The sequence below is a fragment of the Streptomyces sp. H51 genome, from assembly GCF_035656535.1.
Classification (GTDB): Bacteria; Actinomycetota; Actinomycetes; order Streptomycetales; family Streptomycetaceae; genus Streptomyces.
On the sequence record NZ_JAYMHD010000015.1, the window covers coordinates 100,536 to 122,811 of the forward strand.

26 protein-coding genes are annotated in these 22,276 nt (G+C 73.9%); 5 read left to right on the plus strand and 21 right to left on the minus strand.

From position 1 onward, the window contains the following. The first annotated feature begins 7 nt into the window (after positions 1-7). From VKA29_RS03620 to VKA29_RS03635, 4 genes are read left to right on the plus strand one after another with little or no spacing between them, the layout of a single operon-like run. Positions 8-1,198: an ADP-ribosylglycohydrolase family protein gene (locus VKA29_RS03620; protein ID WP_324783675.1), complete on the plus strand. Its 1,191-nt coding sequence runs from the start codon at positions 8-10 to the stop codon at positions 1,196-1,198. Beyond that, a complete protein-coding gene (locus VKA29_RS03625; RefSeq protein ID WP_324783676.1) occupies positions 1,186-2,577 on the plus strand; it encodes an ADP-ribosylglycohydrolase family protein in 1,392 nt (463 codons plus the stop codon). The genes VKA29_RS03620 and VKA29_RS03625 overlap by 13 nt, the downstream gene beginning before the upstream one ends. Beyond that, positions 2,574-3,797, plus strand: coding sequence for a CoA transferase (locus VKA29_RS03630; RefSeq protein ID WP_324783677.1), 1,224 nt, complete (start codon positions 2,574-2,576; stop codon positions 3,795-3,797). The genes VKA29_RS03625 and VKA29_RS03630 overlap by 4 nt, the downstream gene beginning before the upstream one ends. Beyond that, positions 3,794-4,603: an HpcH/HpaI aldolase/citrate lyase family protein gene (locus VKA29_RS03635; protein ID WP_324783678.1), complete on the plus strand. Its 810-nt coding sequence runs from the start codon at positions 3,794-3,796 to the stop codon at positions 4,601-4,603. Before VKA29_RS03630 ends, VKA29_RS03635 begins: the two co-directional genes overlap by 4 nt. 6 nt (positions 4,604-4,609) lie before the next feature. Here VKA29_RS03635 and lgt read toward each other — a convergent pair whose 3' ends face one another. The 11 genes from lgt to hisI all read right to left on the minus strand — a co-directional run bounded on the left by lgt (position 4,610) and on the right by hisI (position 13,801). Further along, positions 4,610-5,665: a prolipoprotein diacylglyceryl transferase gene (gene lgt, locus VKA29_RS03640; protein ID WP_324783679.1), complete on the minus strand. Its 1,056-nt coding sequence runs from the start codon at positions 5,663-5,665 to the stop codon at positions 4,610-4,612. Positions 5,666-5,747: 82 nt separating this feature from the next. After that, entirely contained in the window at positions 5,748-6,527 is a 780-nt protein-coding gene (locus VKA29_RS03645; RefSeq protein WP_324783680.1) for a DsbA family protein, read from the minus strand. Between the two features lie 97 nt (positions 6,528-6,624). Beyond that, positions 6,625-7,443: a tryptophan synthase subunit alpha gene (trpA, locus tag VKA29_RS03650; RefSeq protein ID WP_324783681.1), complete on the minus strand. Its 819-nt coding sequence runs from the start codon at positions 7,441-7,443 to the stop codon at positions 6,625-6,627. Further along, entirely contained in the window at positions 7,440-8,723 is a 1,284-nt protein-coding gene (gene trpB, locus VKA29_RS03655) for a tryptophan synthase subunit beta (protein ID WP_324783682.1), read from the minus strand. The genes trpA and trpB overlap by 4 nt, the downstream gene beginning before the upstream one ends. Positions 8,724-8,781: 58 nt before the next feature. Beyond that, positions 8,782-9,000 (minus strand): tryptophan biosynthesis modulator TrpM, encoded by a 219-nt coding sequence (gene trpM / locus VKA29_RS36900; protein ID WP_420718429.1) that lies wholly within the window; start codon positions 8,998-9,000, stop codon positions 8,782-8,784. A 22-nt stretch (positions 9,001-9,022) separates the two neighbouring features. Next, complete coding sequence (trpC, locus tag VKA29_RS03660; protein WP_324783683.1) at positions 9,023-9,832, minus strand: indole-3-glycerol phosphate synthase TrpC; 810 nt, start codon at positions 9,830-9,832, stop codon at positions 9,023-9,025. Positions 9,833-9,977: 145 nt separating this feature from the next. Further along, positions 9,978-10,424: a DUF2752 domain-containing protein gene (locus tag VKA29_RS03665; protein ID WP_324783684.1), complete on the minus strand. Its 447-nt coding sequence runs from the start codon at positions 10,422-10,424 to the stop codon at positions 9,978-9,980. 269 nt (positions 10,425-10,693) lie between these two features. Further along, entirely contained in the window at positions 10,694-10,951 is a 258-nt protein-coding gene (locus tag VKA29_RS03670; RefSeq protein WP_324783685.1) for an HGxxPAAW family protein, read from the minus strand. A 193-nt stretch (positions 10,952-11,144) separates the two neighbouring features. Then, positions 11,145-11,786 (minus strand): TIGR02234 family membrane protein, encoded by a 642-nt coding sequence (locus VKA29_RS03675; protein ID WP_324783686.1) that lies wholly within the window; start codon positions 11,784-11,786, stop codon positions 11,145-11,147. 63 nt (positions 11,787-11,849) lie between these two features. Beyond that, on the minus strand, positions 11,850-13,346 hold the full coding sequence (locus VKA29_RS03680; RefSeq protein WP_324783687.1) for an anthranilate synthase component I: 1,497 nt from the start codon (positions 13,344-13,346) through the stop codon (positions 11,850-11,852). Positions 13,347-13,357: 11 nt separating this feature from the next. Continuing rightward, positions 13,358-13,801, minus strand: a complete 444-nt coding sequence (hisI, locus tag VKA29_RS03685; RefSeq protein ID WP_420718430.1) for a phosphoribosyl-AMP cyclohydrolase — start codon at positions 13,799-13,801, stop codon at positions 13,358-13,360. 120 nt (positions 13,802-13,921) lie between these two features. Here hisI and VKA29_RS03690 point away from each other — a divergent pair, with 120 nt between their 5' ends. Then, entirely contained in the window at positions 13,922-14,557 is a 636-nt protein-coding gene (locus tag VKA29_RS03690; protein WP_324783688.1) for a TIGR03085 family metal-binding protein, read from the plus strand. 2 nt (positions 14,558-14,559) lie between these two features. Here the strand turns inward: VKA29_RS03690 and VKA29_RS03695 are convergent, their stop codons facing one another. The 10 genes from VKA29_RS03695 to hisD all read right to left on the minus strand — a co-directional run bounded on the left by VKA29_RS03695 (position 14,560) and on the right by hisD (position 22,265). Beyond that, positions 14,560-15,807, minus strand: coding sequence for an MFS transporter (locus tag VKA29_RS03695; RefSeq protein WP_324783689.1), 1,248 nt, complete (start codon positions 15,805-15,807; stop codon positions 14,560-14,562). Positions 15,808-15,822: 15 nt separating this feature from the next. Continuing rightward, on the minus strand, positions 15,823-16,410 hold the full coding sequence (locus tag VKA29_RS03700; protein ID WP_324783690.1) for a helix-turn-helix domain-containing protein: 588 nt from the start codon (positions 16,408-16,410) through the stop codon (positions 15,823-15,825). 104 nt (positions 16,411-16,514) lie between these two features. Continuing rightward, positions 16,515-17,270 carry an imidazole glycerol phosphate synthase subunit HisF gene (gene hisF, locus VKA29_RS03705; protein ID WP_324783691.1) on the minus strand — a complete coding sequence of 252 codons (756 nt, stop codon included), beginning with the start codon at positions 17,268-17,270 and terminating at the stop codon, positions 16,515-16,517. A gap of 31 nt (positions 17,271-17,301) precedes the next feature. Further along, complete coding sequence (locus tag VKA29_RS03710) at positions 17,302-17,694, minus strand: RidA family protein (RefSeq protein WP_324783692.1); 393 nt, start codon at positions 17,692-17,694, stop codon at positions 17,302-17,304. Next, positions 17,691-18,416, minus strand: coding sequence for a bifunctional 1-(5-phosphoribosyl)-5-((5-phosphoribosylamino)methylideneamino)imidazole-4-carboxamide isomerase/phosphoribosylanthranilate isomerase PriA (priA, locus tag VKA29_RS03715; protein WP_324783693.1), 726 nt, complete (start codon positions 18,414-18,416; stop codon positions 17,691-17,693). Before priA ends, VKA29_RS03710 begins: the two co-directional genes overlap by 4 nt. A 4-nt stretch (positions 18,417-18,420) precedes the next feature. After that, on the minus strand, positions 18,421-19,089 hold the full coding sequence (gene hisH / locus VKA29_RS03720; RefSeq protein WP_420718431.1) for an imidazole glycerol phosphate synthase subunit HisH: 669 nt from the start codon (positions 19,087-19,089) through the stop codon (positions 18,421-18,423). Further along, positions 19,080-19,244 (minus strand): hypothetical protein, encoded by a 165-nt coding sequence (locus VKA29_RS03725; RefSeq protein ID WP_324783695.1) that lies wholly within the window; start codon positions 19,242-19,244, stop codon positions 19,080-19,082. The genes hisH and VKA29_RS03725 overlap by 10 nt, the downstream gene beginning before the upstream one ends. 2 nt (positions 19,245-19,246) lie before the next feature. Continuing rightward, positions 19,247-19,840, minus strand: a complete 594-nt coding sequence (hisB, locus tag VKA29_RS03730; protein ID WP_324783696.1) for an imidazoleglycerol-phosphate dehydratase HisB — start codon at positions 19,838-19,840, stop codon at positions 19,247-19,249. Further along, positions 19,837-20,946 carry a histidinol-phosphate transaminase gene (locus tag VKA29_RS03735; protein WP_324783697.1) on the minus strand — a complete coding sequence of 370 codons (1,110 nt, stop codon included), beginning with the start codon at positions 20,944-20,946 and terminating at the stop codon, positions 19,837-19,839. Before VKA29_RS03735 ends, hisB begins: the two co-directional genes overlap by 4 nt. Beyond that, positions 20,943-22,265 (minus strand): histidinol dehydrogenase, encoded by a 1,323-nt coding sequence (hisD, locus tag VKA29_RS03740; RefSeq protein WP_324783876.1) that lies wholly within the window; start codon positions 22,263-22,265, stop codon positions 20,943-20,945. Before hisD ends, VKA29_RS03735 begins: the two co-directional genes overlap by 4 nt. Between the last annotated feature and the right edge of the window lie 11 nt (positions 22,266-22,276).

A 22,276-nucleotide genomic window follows, 5' to 3' on the forward strand; every position in this document is an offset into this window, starting at 1 on the left:
ACCGCACATGTCACCCACCCCACCCGTGACACCGGTCGCGGCCGAAGGGGCGGAATCGCTGGAGGGCAGGATCACCGGCGCCCTGGTCGGCGCGGCGGTCGGCGACGCCCTCGGCGGCCCGGTCGAGGGCTACTCCCCCGACCAGATCCGCCGGCGCCACGGCGGCCGCGTCGCCGGGATCGTCGGCCCCTGGCACGGTGACGCCTGGCGCACCGCCCGCCCCCTCGCCCCGTACCACAAGGGCGACGGCCACGTCACCGACGACACGTTGATGACGCACGCCCTGGTACGGGTCTACGCGACCGTCCGCGACCACCTCGACGCCTACGCCGTCGCGGACCACCTGGTGCCCGACCTGATGACCAACCCGCGCTGGATCCCGGAGCTGGAGGCGGAGGCGCTGCCGTTGCAGCGGATCTTCCTCGCCGAGAAGTGGCTGGTGGCCCGACTGCACTACGGGCACGCCGACCCCCGCGAGGCCGGCGTCGGCAACATCGTCAACTGCGGTGCCGCGATGTACATGGCCCCGGTCGGCCTGGTCAACGCGGCCAACCCGGCGGGCGCCTACGCCGAGGCGCTGGACGTCGCGGGCGCCCACCAGTCGTCGTACGGCAGGGAGGCGGCCGGCGTCTTCGCCGCGGCGGTGGCGGCGGCGTGCGCGCCCGGGGCGGGCCCGGACTCGGTCGTCGCCGCCTGCCTGTCGCTGGCGAAGGACGGCACGCGGGCGGCGATCGAGCGGGTCTGCGAAGCGGCCGCCCGGCACTCGGACTTCGAGTCGGCACTGACCCCGCTGCGGGAGGCGGTGGCCCCCTACGACACCGTGGGCCCGGACTACCGGCAGCCCTCCCTCGGCGCCCGCCGCCCCTCCCGCCTGCACGCGATCGAGGAACTGCCCGTCGCGCTCGGCATGCTGGTGGTCGCCGGCGGCGACTTCCGGCAGGCGGCCCTGGGCGCGGTGAACTACGGGCGCGACTGCGACTCCATCGCGACGATGGCGGGCGCGCTGGCCGGGGCGCTGGGCTCCCCGGTCCCGCGGGACTGGGCGGCGGCGGTCGCCGAGGCCAGCCGCCTGGACCTGTGGGAACCGGCGCGGACGCTCACCGGTGTGGCCCGGGAGGTCTTCGCGCGGGACGTGGGCAGGCGCCGGGCGCACGAGGCGGCGTTCGCCGGGATCGGGGGCCCGGCATGCTGCGGCTGACATGGGTCCAGCCGGAGGACCTGATCGGCCACGAACTGCGTCAGGCGGCGCTGGACGGCCGCGAGCCCTCCGCGATCGCGGCGCGCTGGAGAGCGGCGGGCGGCCGGCCGGCGCCGCCGCGGGCGGGCGCGTCGCCCGAACCGGCCTCGCGTCACCTCCGCCTGCTCGCCGAGGACCTGCTCGACGAACTGGCCGAACTGCCCAGCGCCCTGGCGGACCGTGAGCCCACCGACCTGGAGCAGATCAAGGCGCTGTGCCCGGACTGGCCCGCCGCCGGCCCCGCCGTACGCGTCGCCCCGGCCCGCCTCGGCCCCGCCCCTGTCGGCCCCGCCCGGCTCGAGGCGGCCTGGCTCGGGCGGGCCGTCGGCTGCCTCCTCGGCAAGCCCGTCGAGAAGCTCCCCCTCGACGGCATCCGGCAACTGGCCGAAGCCACCGGCAACCGGCCGCTGCACACCTACTTCACCGGCCGGGGAGTGCCCGCCGAGCTCGCCGCCCGGTTCCCCTTCAACCGCCGCTCGGCCCCGACCTCCCTCGCCGAGAACATCGACGGCATGCCGGAGGACGACGACCTCGACTACCCGCTGCTGAACCTGCTGTTGCTGCAACGCCACGGCCGGGGCTTCAGCACCGCGGACGTGGCGTCCCTCTGGCTGGACGAACTCCCGGCGGGCCGCGCCTTCACCGCCGAGCGCGTCGCCTACCGCAATCTCCTCAGCGGCGTCGAACCCCCGCGCACGGCCCGCCACCGCAACCCCTTCCGCGAGTGGATCGGGGCCCTGATCCGCGCCGACGTGCACGGCTGGACCAACCCCGGCGACCCCGCGGCCGCGGCCGCCCAGGCCCACCGGGACGCCACGCTCACGCACACCGCCAACGGCGTCTACGCGGCGATGTTCACGGCCGCCGTGATCGCGCGGGCCGCCACCGGCGCCGACGACGTGCACGCCTGCCTGCGCACCGGCCTGGCCGTGGTCCCCCCTGACTCCCGGCTGGCCCGGGCCGTCCGCCACGCCGTCCGGCTGGCGCGGCGGCACGCGGACTTCGACCGGGTCGTCGACGAACTGCACGCCATCCACTCCCCCGCCCATCACTGGGTGCACGCGGTGCCCAACACGGCGCTCGTCGCCGCCGCCCTCACCCACGCCGACGGCGACTTCACCGGGTCCATCTGCCGCGTGGTCTCCGGCGGTTGGGACACCGACTCGAACGGCGCCACGGCGGGCGGGGTCAGCGCCCTCCTGGCCGGCGCCCCCGCCGCCCTCCCGGACCGCTGGACGGCACCGCTGAAGAACCGGCTGGCCACCACCGTCGCCGGCTTCGACGGCATCGGCTTCGACACCCTCGCCCACCTCACGCATCTGGAGGCGTCCCGCCCATGACCGCCCCCGTCGCCCCCGCCCGGGACGCCCGGGCCGACGCCCCGCTGACCGGCCTGCGCGTCCTCGACCTCGCCACCCTCTTCGCCGGTCCGCTCGCCGCCACGATGCTCGGCGACTTCGGCGCGGAGGTCGTCAAGGTCGAGCACCCCGACAGACCGGACCCCTCCCGCGGCCACGGCCCGTCGAAGAACGGCGTGGGGCTGTGGTGGAAGCTGCTGGGCCGCAACAAGCGCACCGTCACCCTGGACCTGTCCCGCCCCGGCGGCCGCGCCACCCTGCTGCGGCTGGCCGCCGGGGCGGACGTGATCGTCGAGAACTTCCGCCCCGGCACGCTGGAGAAGTGGGACCTCGGCTGGCCGGAGCTGTCCGCCGTCAACCCCCGGCTGGTGCTCGCCCGGGTCACCGCCTTCGGCCAGTTCGGCCCCTACGCCCACCGGCCCGGCTTCGGCACCCTCGCCGAGGCGATGAGCGGCTTCGCCGCGATCACCGGCGAGCCGGACCGGCCGCCGACGCTCCCGCCGTTCGGCCTCGCCGACTCGATCACCGGCCTGGCGACGGCGTACGCGGTGATGACGGCGCTGGCCGCGCGGGAGCGCACCGGCGAGGGCCAGGTCGTCGACATGGCGATCATCGAGCCGATCCTGACCGTCCTGGGCCCCCAGCCCCTCTGGTACGACCAGCTCGGCCACGTCCAGCCCCGCACCGGCAACCGCTCCCAGAACAACGCCCCGCGCGGCACCTACCGCACCGCCGACGGCTCCTGGGTGGCCGTGTCCACCTCCGCCCAGTCCGTCGCCGAGCGCGTCATGCACCTGGTGGGACGGCCGGAGCTGATCGACGAGCCGTGGTTCGCGACGGGCGACGGCCGGGCCCGGCACGCGGACGTCCTGGACCGGGCGGTCGGCGGCTGGATCGCCGGGCAGACCCGTGACGACGTGCTGGCCGCCTTCGAGAAGGCGGAGGCGGCGGCAGCCCCGGTGCAGGACGTGCGGGAGGTGATGACCGACCCGCAGTACGCGGCCCTCGACACGATCACCACCGTCGACGATCCCGAACTGGGGCCGCTGCGCATGCAGAACGTGCTCTTCCGGCTCTCCGCCACGCCCGGCGCGGTCCGCTGGGCGGGCCGGCCGCACGGCGCGGACACCGAGGCGGTCCTCGCGGAACTCGGCCTGACCCCGGCCGAGGTCGCGGCCCTGCGGGCGGAAGGCGCCGTATGACGGTCCCGCTGACCTGGCTGTACGCCCCCGGCGACCGGCCGCACGTGGTCGCCAAGGCCCTGGTGTCCGGCGCCGACGTGGTGGTGATCGACCTGGAGGACGCGGTAGCCCCCGACCGCAAGGAGTACGCCCGTGCCGCCACCGCCGACCTGCTGCGCGCGCCGCAGCCGGTCCCGGTGCACGTCCGTGTGAACGCCCTGGACGGCCCGTCGGCGGCCCGGGACCTGGCGGCTCTGGCGGCGCTGCCCGGGGTGTCCGGACTGCGGCTGCCGAAGGTGACGGGGCCCGAACAGGTGGTCCGCGTGGCGCGGACGACGGCTCCGGCCCTGTACGCCCTCCTGGAGACCGCCCTGGCCGTGGAACGCGCCCACGCCATCGCCGCGGCCCACCCCGCGCTGCGCGGCATCTCGCTCGGTGAGGCGGATCTCCGTGCCGACCTGGGCGTCCGCGACGACGCGGGTCTCGACTGGCCCCGCTCCCGGATCGTGGTGGCCGCCCGGGCGGCGGGGCTGCCGCCACCGCCGCAGTCGGTGCACCAGGACATCCGCGACCTGGAGGGCCTGGCCGCGTCCTGCGCGCGCGGCCGCGCCCTCGGCTTCCTGGGCCGGGCGGCCGTCCATCCCCGGCAGCTGCCGGTCATCGAACGGGCCTACCTGCCCACCCGCAGGGAGGTGGAGGAGGCGGAAGCGGTGGTGAAGGCGGCGGAGGCGGAACAAGGCGCCCAGGCGCTGCCGGACGGCCGGTTCGTCGACGCGGCGGTGGTGGCGGCGGCCCGGCGGACGCTGGCACTGGCCCGCCGGTTCTGACGGCCGTCAGCCCTGCTTCGCCGACTCCGCCGCGTCTTTCGTCCCGGTCCCGGTCTCGTCCGTCGTCTCTTCCTCCGCCGCGGTCCGCGCCTCGTCCCCGGCACCGGAATCGGGCTCGGGCTTGGACTCGGGCTTGGACTCGGACCGGGTTCCCGCCTTGTCCGGCGTCTCCGCCGCATCGGCCGCGCCCGGGACGCCGTCGGCATCGGCGTCGCCGTTCGCGCCGTCCGCCGCGGCCTCCTCGGCCGCCCCCGGTTCCACGACCGCTTCCCGGCCGGGCCGCTTCTTCGCCGACACGACGATGTACGTCACCGCCAGCAGGAACACCACCAGCGCGGTCCAGTCGTTCAGCCGCAGGCCCAGGATGTGGTGGGCGTCGTCGACCCGCATGTACTCGATCCACGCCCGGCCCACGCAGTACGCGGCGACGTACAGGGCGAAGGCCCGACCGTGTCCCAGCGTGAAGCGGCGGTCGGCCCAGATGACCAGCAGGGCCACGCCGACGCACCACAGGGACTCGTAGAGGAACGTCGGGTGGTAGTACCCGGGCACCCGGCCGTCCGCGGACGACGTGATGTGCAGCGCCCACGGAACGTCGGTCGCCTTGCCGTAGAGCTCCTGGTTGAACCAGTTGCCCCAGCGGCCGATCGCCTGGGCGAGCGCGATGCCGGGGGCGACGGCGTCGGCGTACGCGGGCATCGGCACGCCCCGGCGCCGGGCGCCGATCCACGCGCCGAGCGCGCCGAGCGCGATCGCGCCCCAGATGCCGAGGCCGCCCTCCCAGACCTTGAAGGCGTCCACCCAGTCACGGCCGTCGCTGAAGTACAGCTCGTAGTCCGTGATCACGTGGTAGAGGCGGCCGCCGACGAGGCCGAACGGCACGGCCCAGACCGCGATGTCGGCCACCGTGCCGGCCCGCCCGCCGCGGGCGATCCAGCGCTTGTTGCCGAGCCAGACGGCAACGAAGACGCCGATGATGATGCAGAACGCGTAGCCGCGCAGCGGAATGGGGCCGAGGTGCAGCACCCCGCGCGACGGGCTGGGAATGTAGGCAAGTTCCATGGCAGGGTCGACGCTACCGTGCCCGGCCGGGCACGCGGTGTGCGGCCCGGCTACGGCTCCATAACAGGGGGGTGTGAATCGCTCACCCCTTGGCGGCTGCCTCCTGCACCAGTTGCTTCAGCTTCGCGGGGGTCATGGTGCGGTCCTGGTAGATGTTCTTGCCGTTGAGCAGGACGGTCGGCGTGCCGCTGAAGCCGCCGGAGCGGAAGGCCTGCTGGGACCGGGCGACCCAGCTGTTGTGCGTGCCGTCCTGCACGCAGGTGCGGAACGCCGCCGTGTCGAGGCCGCCGACCTTGCCCGCCAGCGCGATCAGCTTGGCGTCCTTGGCGTAGGCGTCGTCGGTCTCGGTCGGCTGGTTGTCGTAGAGCACGTCGTGGTACGCGGGGAACTTCCCGGCGTCCTGGGCGCAGGCCGCCGCGTTGGCCGCGGTGCGCGAGCCGGTGCCGCCGAGGTTGCCGTCGATGAGCGTGACCAGGCGGTATTCGATCTTGAGCTTGCCGGCGGCGGTCAGTTCGTGCAGCGTCGGGCGGTAGGCCGACTCGAAGGCCTTGCAGGCCGGGCAGCGGAAGTCCTCCCAGACCGTGAGCGTCGACGGGGCGCTCTCCTTGCCGACCGGGATCGCGAGGCCGTTCTTGCCCTGCGCTCCCGAGGGGGCCACGACGGGGCCCGCGGAGTCGCTGCCCTGGTCCTTGCCGGCGTTCGCGGCGATCACGCCGATCACCGCCGCGAGGCCCAGGACGCAGACGACGCCCGCACCCACGATCAACGCCCGCCTGCGCTTGTCCGCGGCCTTCTGCTTCTCGCGCTCGACCGCCAGCCGCTCGCGGGCGGTGCGCTTTCCCTCTCGGTTCTTCTCGCTCACACCCCCAGAACGAACCGGGGAGGCGCGAAGCGCCTCCCCGGTCCCAGCTCCACCCGTTCGAGTGACTAGCGCCGGACGTACGGGAATGTCCCCCCTGTCACGCCTGCCGGCGCACGCCCTTCGCCAGTTCGCCGGCGAGCGCGCGCACGGCCGCGAGGCCGGCCGCCTCGTCCGGCGCGTCCAGCAGCAGCTTCACGAACGCCGAGCCGACGATCACGCCGTCGGCGAAGCCGGCGACCTGCGCGGCCTGACGGGCGTCGGACACCCCGAGCCCGACGCAGACGGGCAGGCCGGTGCCGGTGGCCCGGGTCCGCTCCACCAGCTCCTGGGCCTGCGCGCCGACCGACTCGCGGGTGCCGGTGACGCCCATCAGCGAGGCGGCGTAGAGGAACCCGCTGCCCGCCGCGGTGATCCGCGCGAGCCGTTCGTCCTTGCTGCTGGGCGCCACCACGAAGACCGTCGCGAGCCCGTGCTTCTCGGCGTGCTCCCGCCACAGGGCGGACTCCTGCACCGGCAGGTCGGGCAGGATGCAGCCCGCGCCGCCGGCCTCCGCCAGCTCGGCGGTGAAGCGCTCGACGCCGTAGCGGTCGACGGGGTTCCAGTACGTCATCACGAGCACCGGCTTGCCGGTCGCCCGGTGGGCCTCCCTGACCGTGCGCATCACGTGCGCGATCTTGACGCCGCCGCGCAGGGCGACGTCGTCGGCGGTCTGGATGACGGGGCCGTCCAGGACGGGGTCGCTGTGCGGCAGACCGACCTCGACGACGTCGGCGCCGCCGTCCAGGACGGCCTTGATCGCCTCGATGCCGCCGTCCACGCTCGGGAACCCGGCCGGGAGGTAGGCGATGAGCGCCGCGCGCCCCTCCGCCTTCGCGGCGGCGAGGGTGTCGGTCAGCAGCTGGATCTTCCCGCTCACTTGGCGTCCCCCTCGATCTCCGCGGTGTCGGCCTCGTCGGCGGCGACCTCCGCGTCGGTGTCGTACAGGCCGAAGTACCTGGCGGCCGTGTCCATGTCCTTGTCGCCGCGGCCGGACAGGTTGACGACGATCAGCCCGTCCTTGCCGAGCTCCCTGCCGACCTCCAGGGCGCCGGCCAGCGCGTGGGCGCTCTCGATGGCGGGGATGATGCCCTCGGTGCGCGACAGCAGCCGCAGCGCCTGCATGGCCGCGTCGTCGGTGACCGCGCGGTACTCGCCGCGGCCGGTTTCCTTGAGGTAGGCGTGCTCGGGTCCGATGCCGGGGTAGTCCAGGCCGGCCGAGATCGAGTACGGCTCGGTGATCTGGCCCTCCTCGTCCTGCAGGACGTAGGACCGGGAGCCGTGCAGGATGCCGGGCTCGCCCGCGGTGAGGGTGGCCGCGTGCTCGCCGGTGTCGACGCCGTGTCCCGCGGGTTCGCAGCCGACGAGGCGGACACCCGCGTCCGGGATGAAGGCGTGGAAGAGGCCGATGGCGTTGGAGCCGCCGCCGACGCAGGCGACGGCGGCGTCCGGCAGGCGCCCGGCGCGCTCGAGCAGCTGGCGGCGGGCCTCGACGCCGATGACGCGGTGGAAGTCGCGGACCATGGCCGGGAAGGGGTGCGGGCCGGCGACGGTGCCGAAGAGGTAGTGGGTGCGGTCGACGTTGGCGACCCAGTCGCGGAACGCCTCGTTGATGGCGTCCTTCAGGGTGCGGCTGCCGGACTTCACGGCGACGACCTCGGCGCCGAGCATGCGCATGCGGGCCACGTTGAGGGCCTGGCGCCGGGTGTCGATCTCGCCCATGTAGATCGTGCACTCGAGGCCGAACAGGGCGCAGGCGGTGGCGGTGGCGACGCCGTGCTGCCCGGCGCCGGTCTCGGCGATGACGCGGGTCTTGCCCATGCGCTTGGTGAGCAGGGCCTGCCCGAGCACGTTGTTGATCTTGTGGGAGCCGGTGTGGTTGAGGTCTTCCCGCTTCAGGAAGACCCGGGCTCCGCCGGCGTGCTCGGCGAACCGGGGCACCTCGGTCAGGGCGCTGGGACGGCCGGTGTAGTTGACGAGGAGGTCGTCGAGCTCGCGCGCGAACTCGGGGTCGGACTTGGCCTTGTCGTACTCGACGGCGACCTCGTCCACGGCGGCGACGAGCGCCTCCGGGATGAACTTGCCGCCGAACGCGCCGAAGTAGCCGTCGGCGCTGGGGACCCGCCCCTCGGGGTCGGGAACGAAGAACTCGCTGGGCATGCGGAAACCTCACGGTGAGTGCGTGAAAAGACACTGGTCGCCGTGGGGGCGGGGATCGTCAGCCGGCTACGGGCCGGTCATGGGCCGTCGCGCGGTCCCCGCGCCCCTGGGCCCGCCGCCATCGACGCCCGTTCACCTGGCCGGGCTCGTCCCCGATGACGTACCTGACCCTGCGGCCGTGCACCCTGCGCGCGGGCGCGCGGCAGCCGCGCGGGCGGCAGCCGCGCGCGAGGCGGGCGTGCCGGTCCGTGCCGGCCGGGGTGATCGCGGGGGTCATCGGGGCCCAGCCTACCGGGAGGTCAGCCCCGGCCGTGCCGCAGCGCGGGGTGCGTGCCGGCCGCCACCAGGTCGGAGACCGCCGCCCTGGGGTCGCGGCCGGTGACGAGGGACTCGCCGACCAGGACGGCGTCGGCCCCGGCGTTGGCGTACGCGATGAGGTCGTGCGGTCCGCGCACCCCGGACTCGGCGATCTTGACGATGCCGTCGGGGATCTCGGGCGCGACGCGCTCGAACGTCCCGCGGTCGACCTCCAGGGTCTTCAGGTTGCGCGCGTTGACGCCGATCACCCGTGCGCCCGCGTCCACCGCACGGTCGACCTCGTCCTCGTCGTGCACCTCGACCAGCGGGGTCAGGCCGATGGACACGGCGCGCTCGATCAGCGACTCCAGCGCCGGCTGGTCCAGAGCGGCCACGATCAGCAGCGCGAGGTCGGCCCCGTAGGCGCGGGCCTCCCACAGCTGGTACGAGGTGACGATGAAGTCCTTGCGCAGCACGGGGATGTCCACGCGCGCGCGGACCGCCTCGAGGTCGGCCAGCGAGCCGCCGAACCGGCGCTGCTCGGTGAGGACGGAGATGACGGCCGCGCCGCCCGCCTCGTAGTCGGCGGCGAGTCCGGCCGGGTCGGCGATCGCGGCCAGCGCGCCCTTGGACGGGCTGGAGCGCTTGACCTCGCAGATCACCTTGACGCCGTCGCCCTTGAGCGCGGCGACGCCGTCCTTGGCCGAGGGCGCCTTCGCCGCGCGCTCCTTGAGCTCGTCGAGGCTGACGCGCGCCTGCCGCTCCGCGAGGTCGGCACGGACTCCGTCGATGATCTCGTCGAGCACACTCACGCGAGCGGCCCCCTTCCAGACGGTTGACTGTTCAAGCGGTTGACCTGCGGGGGAAACCGATGGCCACTGCGATGGTATCCGGAGCGGGGCGCAGCCTCCGCATCCGGCCGACCCCGGTCCCAATACCTGGACGCCCCCCAGTTGATCAAGGGTGCAGCCAGCCACCGAACGGCAGGTTACGGACAACGGTGAACACCAGCAGCAACGCGCCCGCGGTCCACAGGGGCACCGGCCCGGGCTCGATCCGCAGCGGCCGTCCGCGCGCGGCCCGGACCACCCATACGGTCCACAGCACGGCGAAGCCCAGACAGCCGACCACGGCCGGCGCGTTGTCCCTCAGCGCCGCCGCGAAGTCGCCGTGGACGAGCGCGTGCGCGCTGCGCAGGCCCCCGCAGCCCGGGCAGTAGACGCCGGTGTAGGCCAGCAGCGGGCAGGCGGGGTAGTGGCCGGGTTCGTTCGGGTCCACCGCGCCCACGTAGGCGAAGGCCGCGGCGACGGCCGCGAGGATCCCGGCGGGCACGGCCAGCCGCGCCGCCGCGGTCCGGGCGGGCGGGTGCGTCGCCCCGGGACGTTCGGCGTTCACACCGTGCATTGTGCCCCCTGCGGGCCGCACGCGCGCGTGAGCCGTGTCCGCACGACACGCGCGCGTGGTGACCGTCGCGACGACACGCGCGCGTGGTCACCGTCGCGTGCGGTGGCCGGGTGGGCCGCGCCACGCCTGAGCAGGCCGCGCCGGGCGCGGGGGACCGCACCACGCGGGGACGGACCGCACCACGCGTGAGGGGCGGTCGCGGTACGCGCAGTACCGTCGCCGCCCCTCACGCGTGGTGCCGCGCGCAGCCGTTGGCTCCGCGGCCGGGCTCAGCCCTGGACGTCGGCCGGCCTGCGCCCCGCCTCCAGCCGCGCCTGGAACGCCTCGTGCGCGTCCTTGGGCTGTCCCATGCCCATCATCTTCATGATGCCGCCCACCACGCCGCCGCCGAGCACGAGGGCCATGCCGGCCCAGAAGCCCACGGGCTGGGCCGCCACCATGAAGGTGCCCGCTACGCAGAAACCGATGAAGGAGATGATGACACCGGTCCAGGCGGCCGGGGTGTGACCGTGGCTGCTGCCCGCCATGACTTGCTCCTCGTTGCTGTGAATGTGTCTGAGCCGGACGCTCGATGACATTGTCCCGTACCCGGGCACACGCGGGAGCCGGGGGTGGCCCCTGGTGCGTCGGCGCCCGGTGGGACCCGCCGCACCCGGCCACGGATCCCGGGCTCGGGCCGGATCCGCTGGGCGCCGGGCGCGTCCCCACGGGTCAGTACGGCTAGGCGCCGGTCGGGTCCTCGCCGCGGTCGAGGGCATTCCACAGGTCCTCGGGCCGGTCGGGGTCGACGGCCGGGGCCGTGCGGCTGGACCCGGGGGCGCCGCCTCGCTCGTAGCGGCCGGACATCGCCGGCCACAGTCGGCCGTAGCGCAGCGCGAGCAGCCCGGCCAGCAGGATCAGCGCGCCGCCGACGGCCGCGACGTACGGCCAGGCGGTGTGGCTGAGGCCGGCCACGGTGGCCGAGGTGTCTCCCGCGGCCTGCGCCGCCTTGTCGTCCAGCGCGGAGCCGTCGGACGCGCCGAGCAGGGCCGCGGCGATCGTGCCGGCTCCGGAGAGCGCGAGCAGGGCGGCGACCAGCAGGCGCCCGGACCTGCGGACGGCGAAGACGGCGACGAGCGCGGCCAGGCCCACTATGGCGAGGGCCGCGGGGACGCCGGTGACGTCGCTGCCCCTGGCGGTCAGCGGGAACGAGCCGCCGGCCACCGTCGCGGTCCCCTCCGACCAGCGCTGTCGGGTGGACAGCAGGGACACGGCGGCGCCGAGGGCGCCGCACAGCAGGGCCAGCGCGAGACTCAGGCGGCCGGCCCTGGCGGGTCCTGCGGCTTCGGAACGGGGGTGAGGTACGGCAGTCACGTACTCCACTATCGCCTGTCCGGCGCCCGGCGCGTCAACCGGGGCCGTCGGGCGCCGGACAGGCGGTGACCGTCAGGCGGTGACCGTGCCCGGCCGGCCGAGCCGGCCCGCGGTGTGCACCGCGCGCAGGACGGCGGCCGCCTTGTTGCGGCACTCGTCGTCCTCCGCGACCGGGTCGGAGTCGGCGACGATGCCGGCTCCGGCCTGGACGTACGCCGTGCCGCCGCGCAGCAGGGCGGTGCGGATGGCGATGGCGGTGTCCGAGTCGCCCGCGAAGTCGAGGTAGCCGACGCAGCCGCCGTACAGCCCGCGCCGGGACGGTTCGAGTTCGTCGATGATCTGCATGGCGCGCGGCTTGGGCGCGCCGGACAGGGTGCCCGCCGGGAAGCAGGCCGTCAGCACGTCGAAGGCGGTGCGGCCGGCCGCGACCCGGCCGGTGACGGTGGACACGATGTGCATCACGTGCGAGTACCGCTCGACGGACATGAAGTCGACGACCTCGACCGAGCCCGGCTCGCAGACCCGGCCCAGGTCGTTGCGTCCGAGGTCGACGAGCATCAGGTGCTCGGCGCGCTCCTTGGGGTCGGCGAGCAGTTCCTCGGCGAGGGCCTGGTCCTCCTGCGGGGTGGCTCCCCGCGGCCGGGTGCCGGCGATGGGGTGCACCATCGCCTGCCCGCCCTCGACCTTGACCAGCGCCTCCGGGGAGGAGCCGACGACGTCGAAGCCCTCGAAGCGGAACAGGTACATGTACGGCGAGGGGTTGGTCGCCCGCAGCACCCGGTACACGTCCAGCGCGCTCGCCGTGCACGGCGTCTCGAACCGCTGCGAGGGGACGACCTGGAAGGCCTCGCCCGCGCGGATGCGCTCCTTGATGTCCTCGACCGCCTCCCGGAAGTCGGGTCCGCCCCACAGCGCGGTGTACTCGGGGAGCTCGGAGGGCGGCAGGACGGCCGGGGGCTGGGCGACCGGGCGGGAGAGGTCGGCCTCCATGGCGTCCAGGCGGGCGACCGCGTCCGCGTACGCCTCGTCGACGCCGGTGTCGAGGTCGTTGTGGTTGATCGCGTTGGCGATCAGCAGGACCGAGCCCTCCCAGTGGTCCATGACCGCGAGGTCGCTGGTGAGCAGCATGGTCAGCTCGGGCAGTCTCAGGTCGTCCCGCTCGCCGGGGCCGATCTTCTCCAGGCGGCGCACGATGTCGTAGCCGAGGTAGCCGACCATGCCGCCGGTGAAGGGCGGGAGTCCGTCCTGGCGGGGAGTGTGCAGGGCCTCGATCGTGGCGCGCAGGGCGGCCAGCGGGTCGCCGTCGGCCGGGACGCCGACGGGCGGGGTGCCGAGCCAGTGGGCCCGCCCGTCCCGCTCGGTGAGGGTGGCGGCCGAGCGGACGCCCACGAAGGAGTACCGGGACCAGGAACGGCCGTTCTCGGCGGACTCCAGCAGGAAGGTGCCGGGGCGTTCGGCGGCGAGCTTGCGGTAGAGCGCGACCGGGGTGTCGCCGTCGGCGAGGAGCTTGCGGGTGACCGGGATGACACGGCGGTCGGTGGCCAGCTTGCGGAACGTCTCGAGGTCCATGACGGCCGACCCTACTGATCCGCGCCCGGTACGCCGGGAGCGGCGTCCTTCAGCAGCACGTCGGCGTCGAAGCAGGTGCGGTCGCCGGTGTGGCAGGCGGCGCCGACCTGGTCGACCCGGACCAGCACGGTGTCCGCGTCGCAGTCCAGCGCGACCGACTTCACCCACTGGACGTGGCCGGAGGTGTCGCCCTTGACCCAGTACTCCTGGCGGCTGCGCGACCAGTACGTGCAGCGGCCGGTGGTCAGGGTGCGGTGGAGCGCCTCGTCGTCCATCCAGCCGAGCATCAGCACCTCTCCGGTGTCGTACTGCTGGGCGATGGCGGGCAGGAGGCCGTCGGCGCTGCGCCGGAGGCGCGCGGCGATCTCCGGGTCGAGGTTGCCGGATGGAGCACTGTGGCGCGAAGCGCCTCGATCAGGGGTGGTGGCCGGGCGGCGGGCGGGCTTGCTGGTCATGCGGCCCATTGTGCCGCGCGGGACGGACAACGCCGGGACCTCGTCCACGTGATGGGCAGCGCGACGCGAACGGGCGCTCCCGATGGGTCGTGGTCGGGCACTCGGTCGTAGGCTGACTGCATGTCGACCTTTGCCAAGCGTGAACGGCTCCTGCTCGCCGACCTCTTGGAAACCGCGGGCCCGGAGGCTCCGACCCTCTGCGAGGGATGGCTGACCCGTGACCTGGCGGCGCACGTGGTGGTGCGCGAGCGCCGACCCGATGCCGCCGGCGGCGTCCTCGTCAAACCGCTCGCGCCACGGCTGGAGCGGGTGATGGCGGAGTACGCCGGCAAGCCGTACGAGGAGCTGATCCAGCTCATCCGGACCGGCCCGCCGCGTTTCTCGCCCTTCTCGCTCAAGCAGGTCGACGAGATGGCGAACACCGTCGAGTTCTACGTCCACACCGAGGACGTCCGCCGCGCGCGGCCCGAGTGGACGCCGCGCGAGCTCGACTCCGTCTTCCAGGACGCCCTGTGGTCCCGCCTGGAGCGCTCCGCCCGCCTGCTGGGCCGCGGCATCCCGACCGGTCTGGTGCTGCGCCGCCCGAACGGCCAGACGACGGTCGCGCACCGGGGCACGCCGGTGGTGACGGTGACCGGCGAGCCGTCCGAGCTGCTGCTGTTCTCCTACGGCCGGCAGAGCGTCGCCAAGGTCGAGGTGGAGGGCGACCAGGAGGCGATCGCCAAGCTCGGCGCCACCAAGGAGCTCGGCATCTGAGGTCAGCGGGGCAGTTCGGCGCGGCGCAGGCCGGGCACGCACAGGGCGACGACCCCGCCGAGTCCCCACACGGCCGCGCTGACCACGAAGACCGGGCCGGTGCCCCAGGCGCCGATCGCGGCCGCCGACAGCGGCATGCTGAGCGGGGCGAGCCCGAGGCTGACCAGGCCGGCAACGGCGGTCACCCGGCCCAGGTAGGCGGGCTCGGCCAGGGTCTGCAGCAGTGCCGCGCACATGGCGCCGCTGAGCCCGGCGAGCAGCCCGATGAACAGCGCCGTCGTGACGGCCGCGGCGAGAGCGGGCACGTAGGCCAGGGCGCCGATGGCGACCGAGCCCGCGATGATCGTGCATGCCGCGACCAGCCCGGCGCGAGGCAGCCGCCCGCGCACCGTCAGCAGCAGCGAGGCGGCCCCCGCCCCGGCGCCGAACCCGGCGAGCACGCCGCCCATGCCGGAGGCGCCCCAGCCGCGTTCGTCGGCCAGCAGGGCCAGCCCCACGTTGAGCGGTCCGACGAAGCCGAGGTCGCCGAGGGCGATGGCCAGCACCAGCGGGGCGAGCACGCGGTGGCGGCGGATGTGGCGCAGGCCGTCGACGAGGTCGCCCCGGGCGGTCGCCGCCGGCCGGCCGTCGTCCCGCGGCAGTTCCCGCACCCGTACCCACACCAGCAGCGGCAGCGACGCCGCGATCAGCAGGCCCGCCAGCCCGAAGGCGGCCGGCGCGCCGCCCGTCGCCACGCCGAGGCCGCCGAGCGGGGCGCCGACGACGCCCGCGAACCGGATCGCCAGGCCCCGCATGCCCTGCACGCGGGCGAGCTGGCCGCGGCTCGTCACGCGCGCCGGGAGGGCGCCCACGGCGGGCATGAACACCGCGTCCACGGTGCCGAAGACGAGGGCGAGCAGGGCGAGCGGCCACAGGCCGGGGCGGGCGAACAGCAGCAGGACCGCCACCGCCAGCACGGCCGCGCAGCGCACGGCGTCGCTGCCGATGACGACCCGGCGCGGCCCGAACCGGTCGGCGACCACTCCCCCGCCCAGCATCAGCAGCGCCCGCGGCAGCGCGCTCACCGACATCACCACTCCGGCCTGCGCGGGTGTGCCGGCCTGGACGGCGGCCCAGGACAGGGCGAGGTAGTACACGTTGTCGCCGAGCATCGAGCAGGTGTAGGCGGCGAGCCACCGCAGCACGTTGCCGTCGCGGTGAGCGGGCCGGTCCTCCCGGACGGCGGCCGGTACGGTGCGTGCGGCGGGCACGGGTGGAGTGTCCTCTCAGACGCGGAACGGGAAGCCGTACACGTGCAGCGCGACGTTCTCGCGCCCTTCGGTGTCGCCGGCGGCCTCGGCGGCCCGCCCCTTCTCCTCGTACTTCTTCGCCAGCGCCTCCAGTTCCCGGCGCAGCTCGTCCAGCTCGACGGCGGTCAGCCGCAGCAGCGCCTCGCTGTCCGGGGCGGCCGCGTTCCACTCGGCGCTCCAGAGGGGTCGCTCGTCGAGGTAGCGGCGGTACATGTCGACGCGCTGCTCGTGGAAGAGCCGGGTCGCCGCCAGGTGCGCCGCCGCCCGCTCGGGCGCGTCCCGGAAGTCCCGGTCGCGGATGCTCACCCCGTCCGACGCGGGCTGCCACCAGCGCTCCCGCCCGTCGCCACTGCCCGGCTCGGCCCCCTCGATCAGCCCGTGCTCGCCGAGCTTGCGCAGGTGGTAACTGACCAGCGAAACGGCCTCGTCGACCTGTTCGGCGAGCTGCGAGGCGGTCGCCGTCCGGGCCACGCACAGCAGGCGGTACAGCCGCATCCGCAGCGGGTGCGCCAGTGCCTTGAGCGTTCCGAGGTCCGTGATGGGGCGGTTCTGGTCGCGTGCCACGACCTCAGGCCAGATACGCAAGAAGAGTTGCGCAACGTTCATTGCGCAACTCTTCTTGCGTATCCTGTTCCGTCCGCACTCCTGGTGCGGACTCCCCGCGCTGCCTAGCGCACGGGGTGTCCCGCTTCCCGCAGGGCCTGCTTGACCTCGCCGATGCGCAGGTCGCCGAAGTGGAAGACGGACGCGGCGAGGACGGCGTCGGCGCCCGCGGCGACGGCGGGCGGGAAGTCGGCCAGCTTGCCGGCGCCGCCCGAGGCGATCAGCGGGACGGTGACGTGCTTGCGCACCGCGGAGATCATCTCCAGGTCGTAGCCGTCCTTGGTGCCGTCCGCGTCCATCGAGTTCAGCAGGATCTCGCCCGCGCCCAGTTCGGCCGCCCGGTGCGCCCACTCCACGGCGTCGATGCCGGTGCCCCGGCGGCCGCCGTGGGTCGTCACCTCGAAGCCGCCCGACGCGGTCCGGCGGGCGTCGACCGACAGCACCAGGACCTGCCGGCCGAAGCGCTCCGCGATCTCGCGGATGAGGTCCGGGCGGGCGATGGCCGCGGTGTTGACGCCGACCTTGTCCGCGCCCGCCCGCAGCAGCTTGTCGACGTCCTCGGCCGTCCGCACGCCGCCGCCGACGGTCAGCGGGATGAACACCTGCTCGGCGGTGCGGCGCACCACGTCGTACGTCGTCTCGCGGTTGCCCGAGGACGCGGTGATGTCCAGGAACGTCAGCTCGTCGGCGCCCTCGGCGTCGTACACCTTGGCCATCTCGACGGGGTCGCCCGCGTCGCGCAGGTTCTGGAAGTTGACGCCCTTGACGACCCGGCCGCCGTCCACGTCCAGGCAGGGGATGACTCGGACCGCCAGGGTCATGAATCCACGGCTCCTCACAAAAAATACGGCTTCAGCCCCGGAAGGCTTCCAGTTCCACCGACACCAGCACGCGCGGGTCGACGAAGCCCTCCACCACCAGGAGGGTGGCGGCCGGGCGGACGCTGTCGAACAGCTCCTTGTGCGCCCGGCCCACCTCGTCGACGTCCCGCTGATGCGTCAGGTAGACGCGCGTGCGGATCACCGACTCGATGCCGAGCCCGAACTCACCGATCGCCTCGACCGCGCTGGTGAAGGCCACCTTGGCCTGCTCGTAGGGGTCGCCCTCCCCGTACAGCACGTCGCCCTTGAAGGACGTCGTGCCGGCCACCACCACCCGGTCTCCCGCAGCGACGGCGCGCGCAAAACCGAAGGACTCTTCCCAGGGACTTCCGCTCTGCACACGCCGCACGGCTTCGGACGTCATGACGAGACAACCTCCAGGGCCTCTTCCAGGGTGAACGCCTTCGCGTACAGGGCCTTCCCGACGATGGCCCCCTCGACACCGAGCGGCACCAGGCCGGCGATGGCCCGCAGGTCGTCCAGCGAGGAGACCCCGCCGGAGGCGACCACCGGGCGGTCGGTGGCCGCGCAGACGTTGCGCAGCAGCTCCAGGTTGGGGCCCTGCAGCGTGCCGTCCTTGGCGATGTCCGTGACGACGTACCGGGCGCACCCCTCCTTGTCGAGCCGCGCCAGCGTCTCGTACAGGTCGCCGCCGTCGCGGGTCCAGCCGCGGCCGCGGAGCGTGGTGCCCCGTACGTCCAGACCGACGGCGATCTTGTCGCCGTGCTCGGCGATGACCCCGGCGACCCACTCCGGGGTCTCCAGCGCGGCCGTGCCGAGGTTGACCCGGGTGCAGCCGGTGGCGAGGGCCGCGGCGAGGGTGTCGTCGTCCCGGATGCCGCCGGACAGCTCCACCTTGATGTCCATCGCCCCGGCGACCTCCGCGATCAGGGCGCGGTTGTCGCCGGTGCCGAACGCGGCGTCGAGGTCGACCAGGTGCAGCCACTCGGCGCCCGACCGCTGCCAGGCGAGGGCCGCCTCCAGCGGGGAGCCGTACGAGGTCTCCGTGCCGGACTCGCCGTGCACCAGGCGGACGGCCTGGCCGTCACGGACGTCGACGGCGGGGAGGAGTTCGAGCTTGGCCATGTCTCTACAGGGTTCCGATCCAGTTGGTGAGCAGCTGCGCTCCGGCGTCGCCGGACTTCTCGGGGTGGAACTGCGTGGCCCACAGGGCGCCGTTCTCCACGGCCGCCACGAAGGGCTCGCCGTGCGTCGACCAGGTGACCCTGGGGGCGTGCATGGTGGGGTTGTGCGTCTCCAGCGACCAGTCGTGGACGGCGTAGGAGTGCACGAAGTAGAAGCGCGCGTCCGCCTCCAGGCCCGCGAACAGCTCCGAGCCGGCCGGCGCGTCGACGGTGTTCCAGCCCATGTGGGGCACGATGTCGGCCTGCAGCGGCTCGACCGAGCCGGGCCACTCGTCGAGGCCCTCGGTCTCCACGCCGTGCTCGATGCCGCGCGCGAAGAGGATCTGCATGCCGACGCAGATGCCCATGACCGGGCGCCCGCCGGCCAGCCGGCGGTCGATGATCCAGTCGCCGCGGGCGTCCTTCAGCCCCCGCATGCAGGCGGCGAAGGCGCCGACGCCCGGCACCAGCAGGCCGTCCGCGTTCATGGCCCGGTCGAAGTCGCGGGTGATCTCGACGTCCGCGCCCGCGCGCGCGAGGGCGCGCTCGGCGGAGCGGACGTTGCCGAAGCCGTAGTCGAAGACGACGACCTTCTTGGCCTTGTTGGCCCTGTTCGACGGCGTGCTCAATTCCACACCTCCAGCCGCAGGATTCCGGCGGCCAGGCACATGGCGGCGCCGATGGAGAGCAGCACGATCAGGCTCTTGGGCATCTGCTGCTTGGCGAAGGAGATGATGCCGCCGATGAGGAACAGGCCGACGACGATCAGTACGGTGGACAGTCCGTTCACGGCTACAGCGCGCCCTTCGTGGACGGCAGGATGCCCGCCGCGCGCGGGTCGCGCTCGGAGGCGTACCTGAGGGCCCGCGCCAGCGCCTTGAACTGGCACTCCACGATGTGGTGGGCGTTGCGCCCGTAGGGCACGTGCACGTGCAGCGCGATCTGGGCCTGGGCGACGAAGGACTCCAGTATGTGCCGGGTCATCGTGGTGTCGTACTCGCCGATCATCGGCGCCATGTTCTCGGGCTCGGTGTGCACGAGGTAGGGGCGGCCGGAGAGGTCGACGGTGACCTGGGCGAGGGACTCGTCCAGCGGGACGGTGCAGTTGCCGAAGCGGTAGATGCCGACCTTGTCGCCGAGCGCCTGCCGGAAGGCGGCGCCCAGGGCGAGGGCAGTGTCCTCGATGGTGTGGTGCGAGTCGATGTGCAGGTCGCCCTCGGTCTTCACGGTGAGGTCGAACAGGCCGTGCCGGCCGAGCTGGTCGAGCATGTGGTCGTAGAAGCCGACGCCGGTCGACACGTCGACCTTGCCGCTGCCGTCGAGGTCGATCTCGACGAGCACCGACGTCTCCTTGGTGACCCGTTCCACGCGTCCCACGCGGTTCATGCGCTCTGCTCCTTCTTCATGTCACGTACCGCGTCGAGGAACGCGTCGTTCTCCTGCGGGGTGCCGGCGGTGACCCGCAGCCATCCCGGTACGCCGTTGTCCCGGACCAGGACGCCCCGGTCGAGGATCTGCCGCCAGGCGGCGTGGGAGTCCTCGAACCGCCCGAACTGCACGAAGTTCGCGTCGGACTCGGTGACCTCGAAGCCGAGCGCGCGCAGCTCGGCGACCAGCCGGTCGCGTTCCGTCTTCAGCTGCTCGACGTAGCCCAGCAGGGTGTCGGTGTGCTCCAGCGCGGCGAGCGCGGTCGCCTGGGTGACGGCGGAGAGGTGGTAGGGCAGCCGGACGAGCTGGACGGCGTCCACGACGGCCGGGTGCGCGGCGAGGTAGCCCAGGCGCAGGCCGGCCGCGCCGAACGCCTTGGACATCGTCCGGGAGATCACCAGGTTCGGCCGGCCGTCGAGCAGCGGCAGCAGCGACGCGTGGTGGCTGAACTCGACGTACGCCTCGTCCACGATCACCATCGACGGCTTCGCCGCCTGCGCGGCGTCGTACAGCGCGACGACCGTCTCGGGCGCGACCGCGTTGCCCGTGGGGTTGTTGGGGGTGGTGACGAAGACGACGTCGGGCGCGTGCTCGGCGATCCACCGCTCGGCGGCGGGCAGGTCGACGGTGAAGTCCTCGTTGCGCGGGCCGGAGACCCAGCCGGTGCCGGTACCGCGCGCGATGAGGCTGTGCATCGAGTACGACGGCTCGAAGCCGATCGCGGTGCGGCCCGGCCCGCCGAAGGTCTGCAGCAGCTGCTGGATGACCTCGTTGGAGCCGTTGGCGGCCCAGACGTTGGCCGGGCCGACCCGGTAGCCGGTGGTGTCGGTGAGGTACTCGGCGAGCCGCGTGCGCAGCTCGACGGCGTCGCGGTCCGGGTAGCGGTTGAGGCAGCGGGCCGCGTCGCGCACCCGCTCGGCGATCCGCTCGACCAGCGGCTCGGGCAGCGGGTAGGGGTTCTCGTTGGTGTTCAGCCGTACCGGCACGTCCAGCTGGGGCGCGCCGTAGGGGGACTTGCCGCGCAGTTCGTCCCGTACGGGCAGGTCGTCGATGGTGAAGCTCACTTGCTCACCGGTACCTTCCATCCGAACCGCGCCTTGATCGCCGCGCCGTGCGCGGGCAGGTCCTCCGCCTCCGCCAGGGTCACCACGTGGTGCGCGACCTCGGCCAGCGCGTCCTTGGTGTAGTCCACGATGTGGATGCCGCGCAGGAAGGACTGCACGGACAGGCCCGAGGAGTGGCAGGCGCAGCCGCCGGTGGGCAGGACGTGGTTGGAGCCGGCCGCGTAGTCGCCCAGCGACACCGGCGCCCAGGGCCCGACGAAGATCGCGCCGGCGTTCTTCACCCGGTCGGCGACCTCGACGGCGTGCTCGGTCTGGATCTCCAGGTGCTCGGCGCCGTAGGCGTCGACGACCTTGAGGCCTTCCTCGATGCCGTCGACCAGCACGATCGCGGACTGCCGGCCGGCCAGGGCCGGGCGGATCCGGTCCTCGACGTGCTTGGTGGCGGCCACCTGCGGTCCGAGTTCCTTCTCCACCGCCTCGGCCAGCTCCACGGAGTCGGTGACGAGGACGGCGGCGGCGAGCGGGTCGTGCTCGGCCTGGCTGATCAGGTCGGAGGCGACGTGCACCGGGTCGGCGGTGGAGTCCGCGAGGATCGCGATCTCGGTGGGGCCGGCCTCGGCGTCGATGCCGATCTTGCCGGTGAAGTACCGCTTGGCGGCGGCGACCCAGATGTTGCCGGGGCCGGTGACCATGTCGGCGGGCGGGCAGGACTCGGTGCCGTGGGCGAACATCGCGACGGCGGTGGCGCCGCCGGCCGCGTAGACCTCGTCGACGCCGAGCAGCGCGCAGGCGGCGAGGATCGTGGGGTGCGGCAGTCCGCCGAAGTCGGCCTGGGCCGGGGAGGCGAGTGCGATCGACTCGACGCCGGCCTCCTGCGCGGGCACCGCGTTCATGATCACGGAGGAGGGGTAGACCGACCGGCCGCCGGGCGCGTACAGGCCGACCCGCCCGACCGGCACCCACTTCTCGGTGACCGTGCCGCCCGGCACGACCTGCGTGGTGTGGGTGGAGCGGCGCTGGGCGCGGTGGACGAGCCGGGTGCGCCGCACGGACTCCTCCAGGGCCGCGCGCACGGCCGGGTCGAGTTCCTCCAGGGCGCGGGTGAGCGCCTCGGCGGGAACCCGGACCCGGTCGAGCTTGACGCCGTCGAACTTCTCGGCGAAGTCGATCAGCGCCGCGTCGCCCCGATGGTGCACGGCCTCGCAGATCGGGCGCACCTTCTCCAGGGCGGCCGAGACGTCGAAGTCGGCTCGGGGCAGCAGGTCGCGCAGGGCGGGGCCCTCGGGAAGGGCGTCGCCGCGCAGATCGATTCGGGCCAGGAAGGATTGTT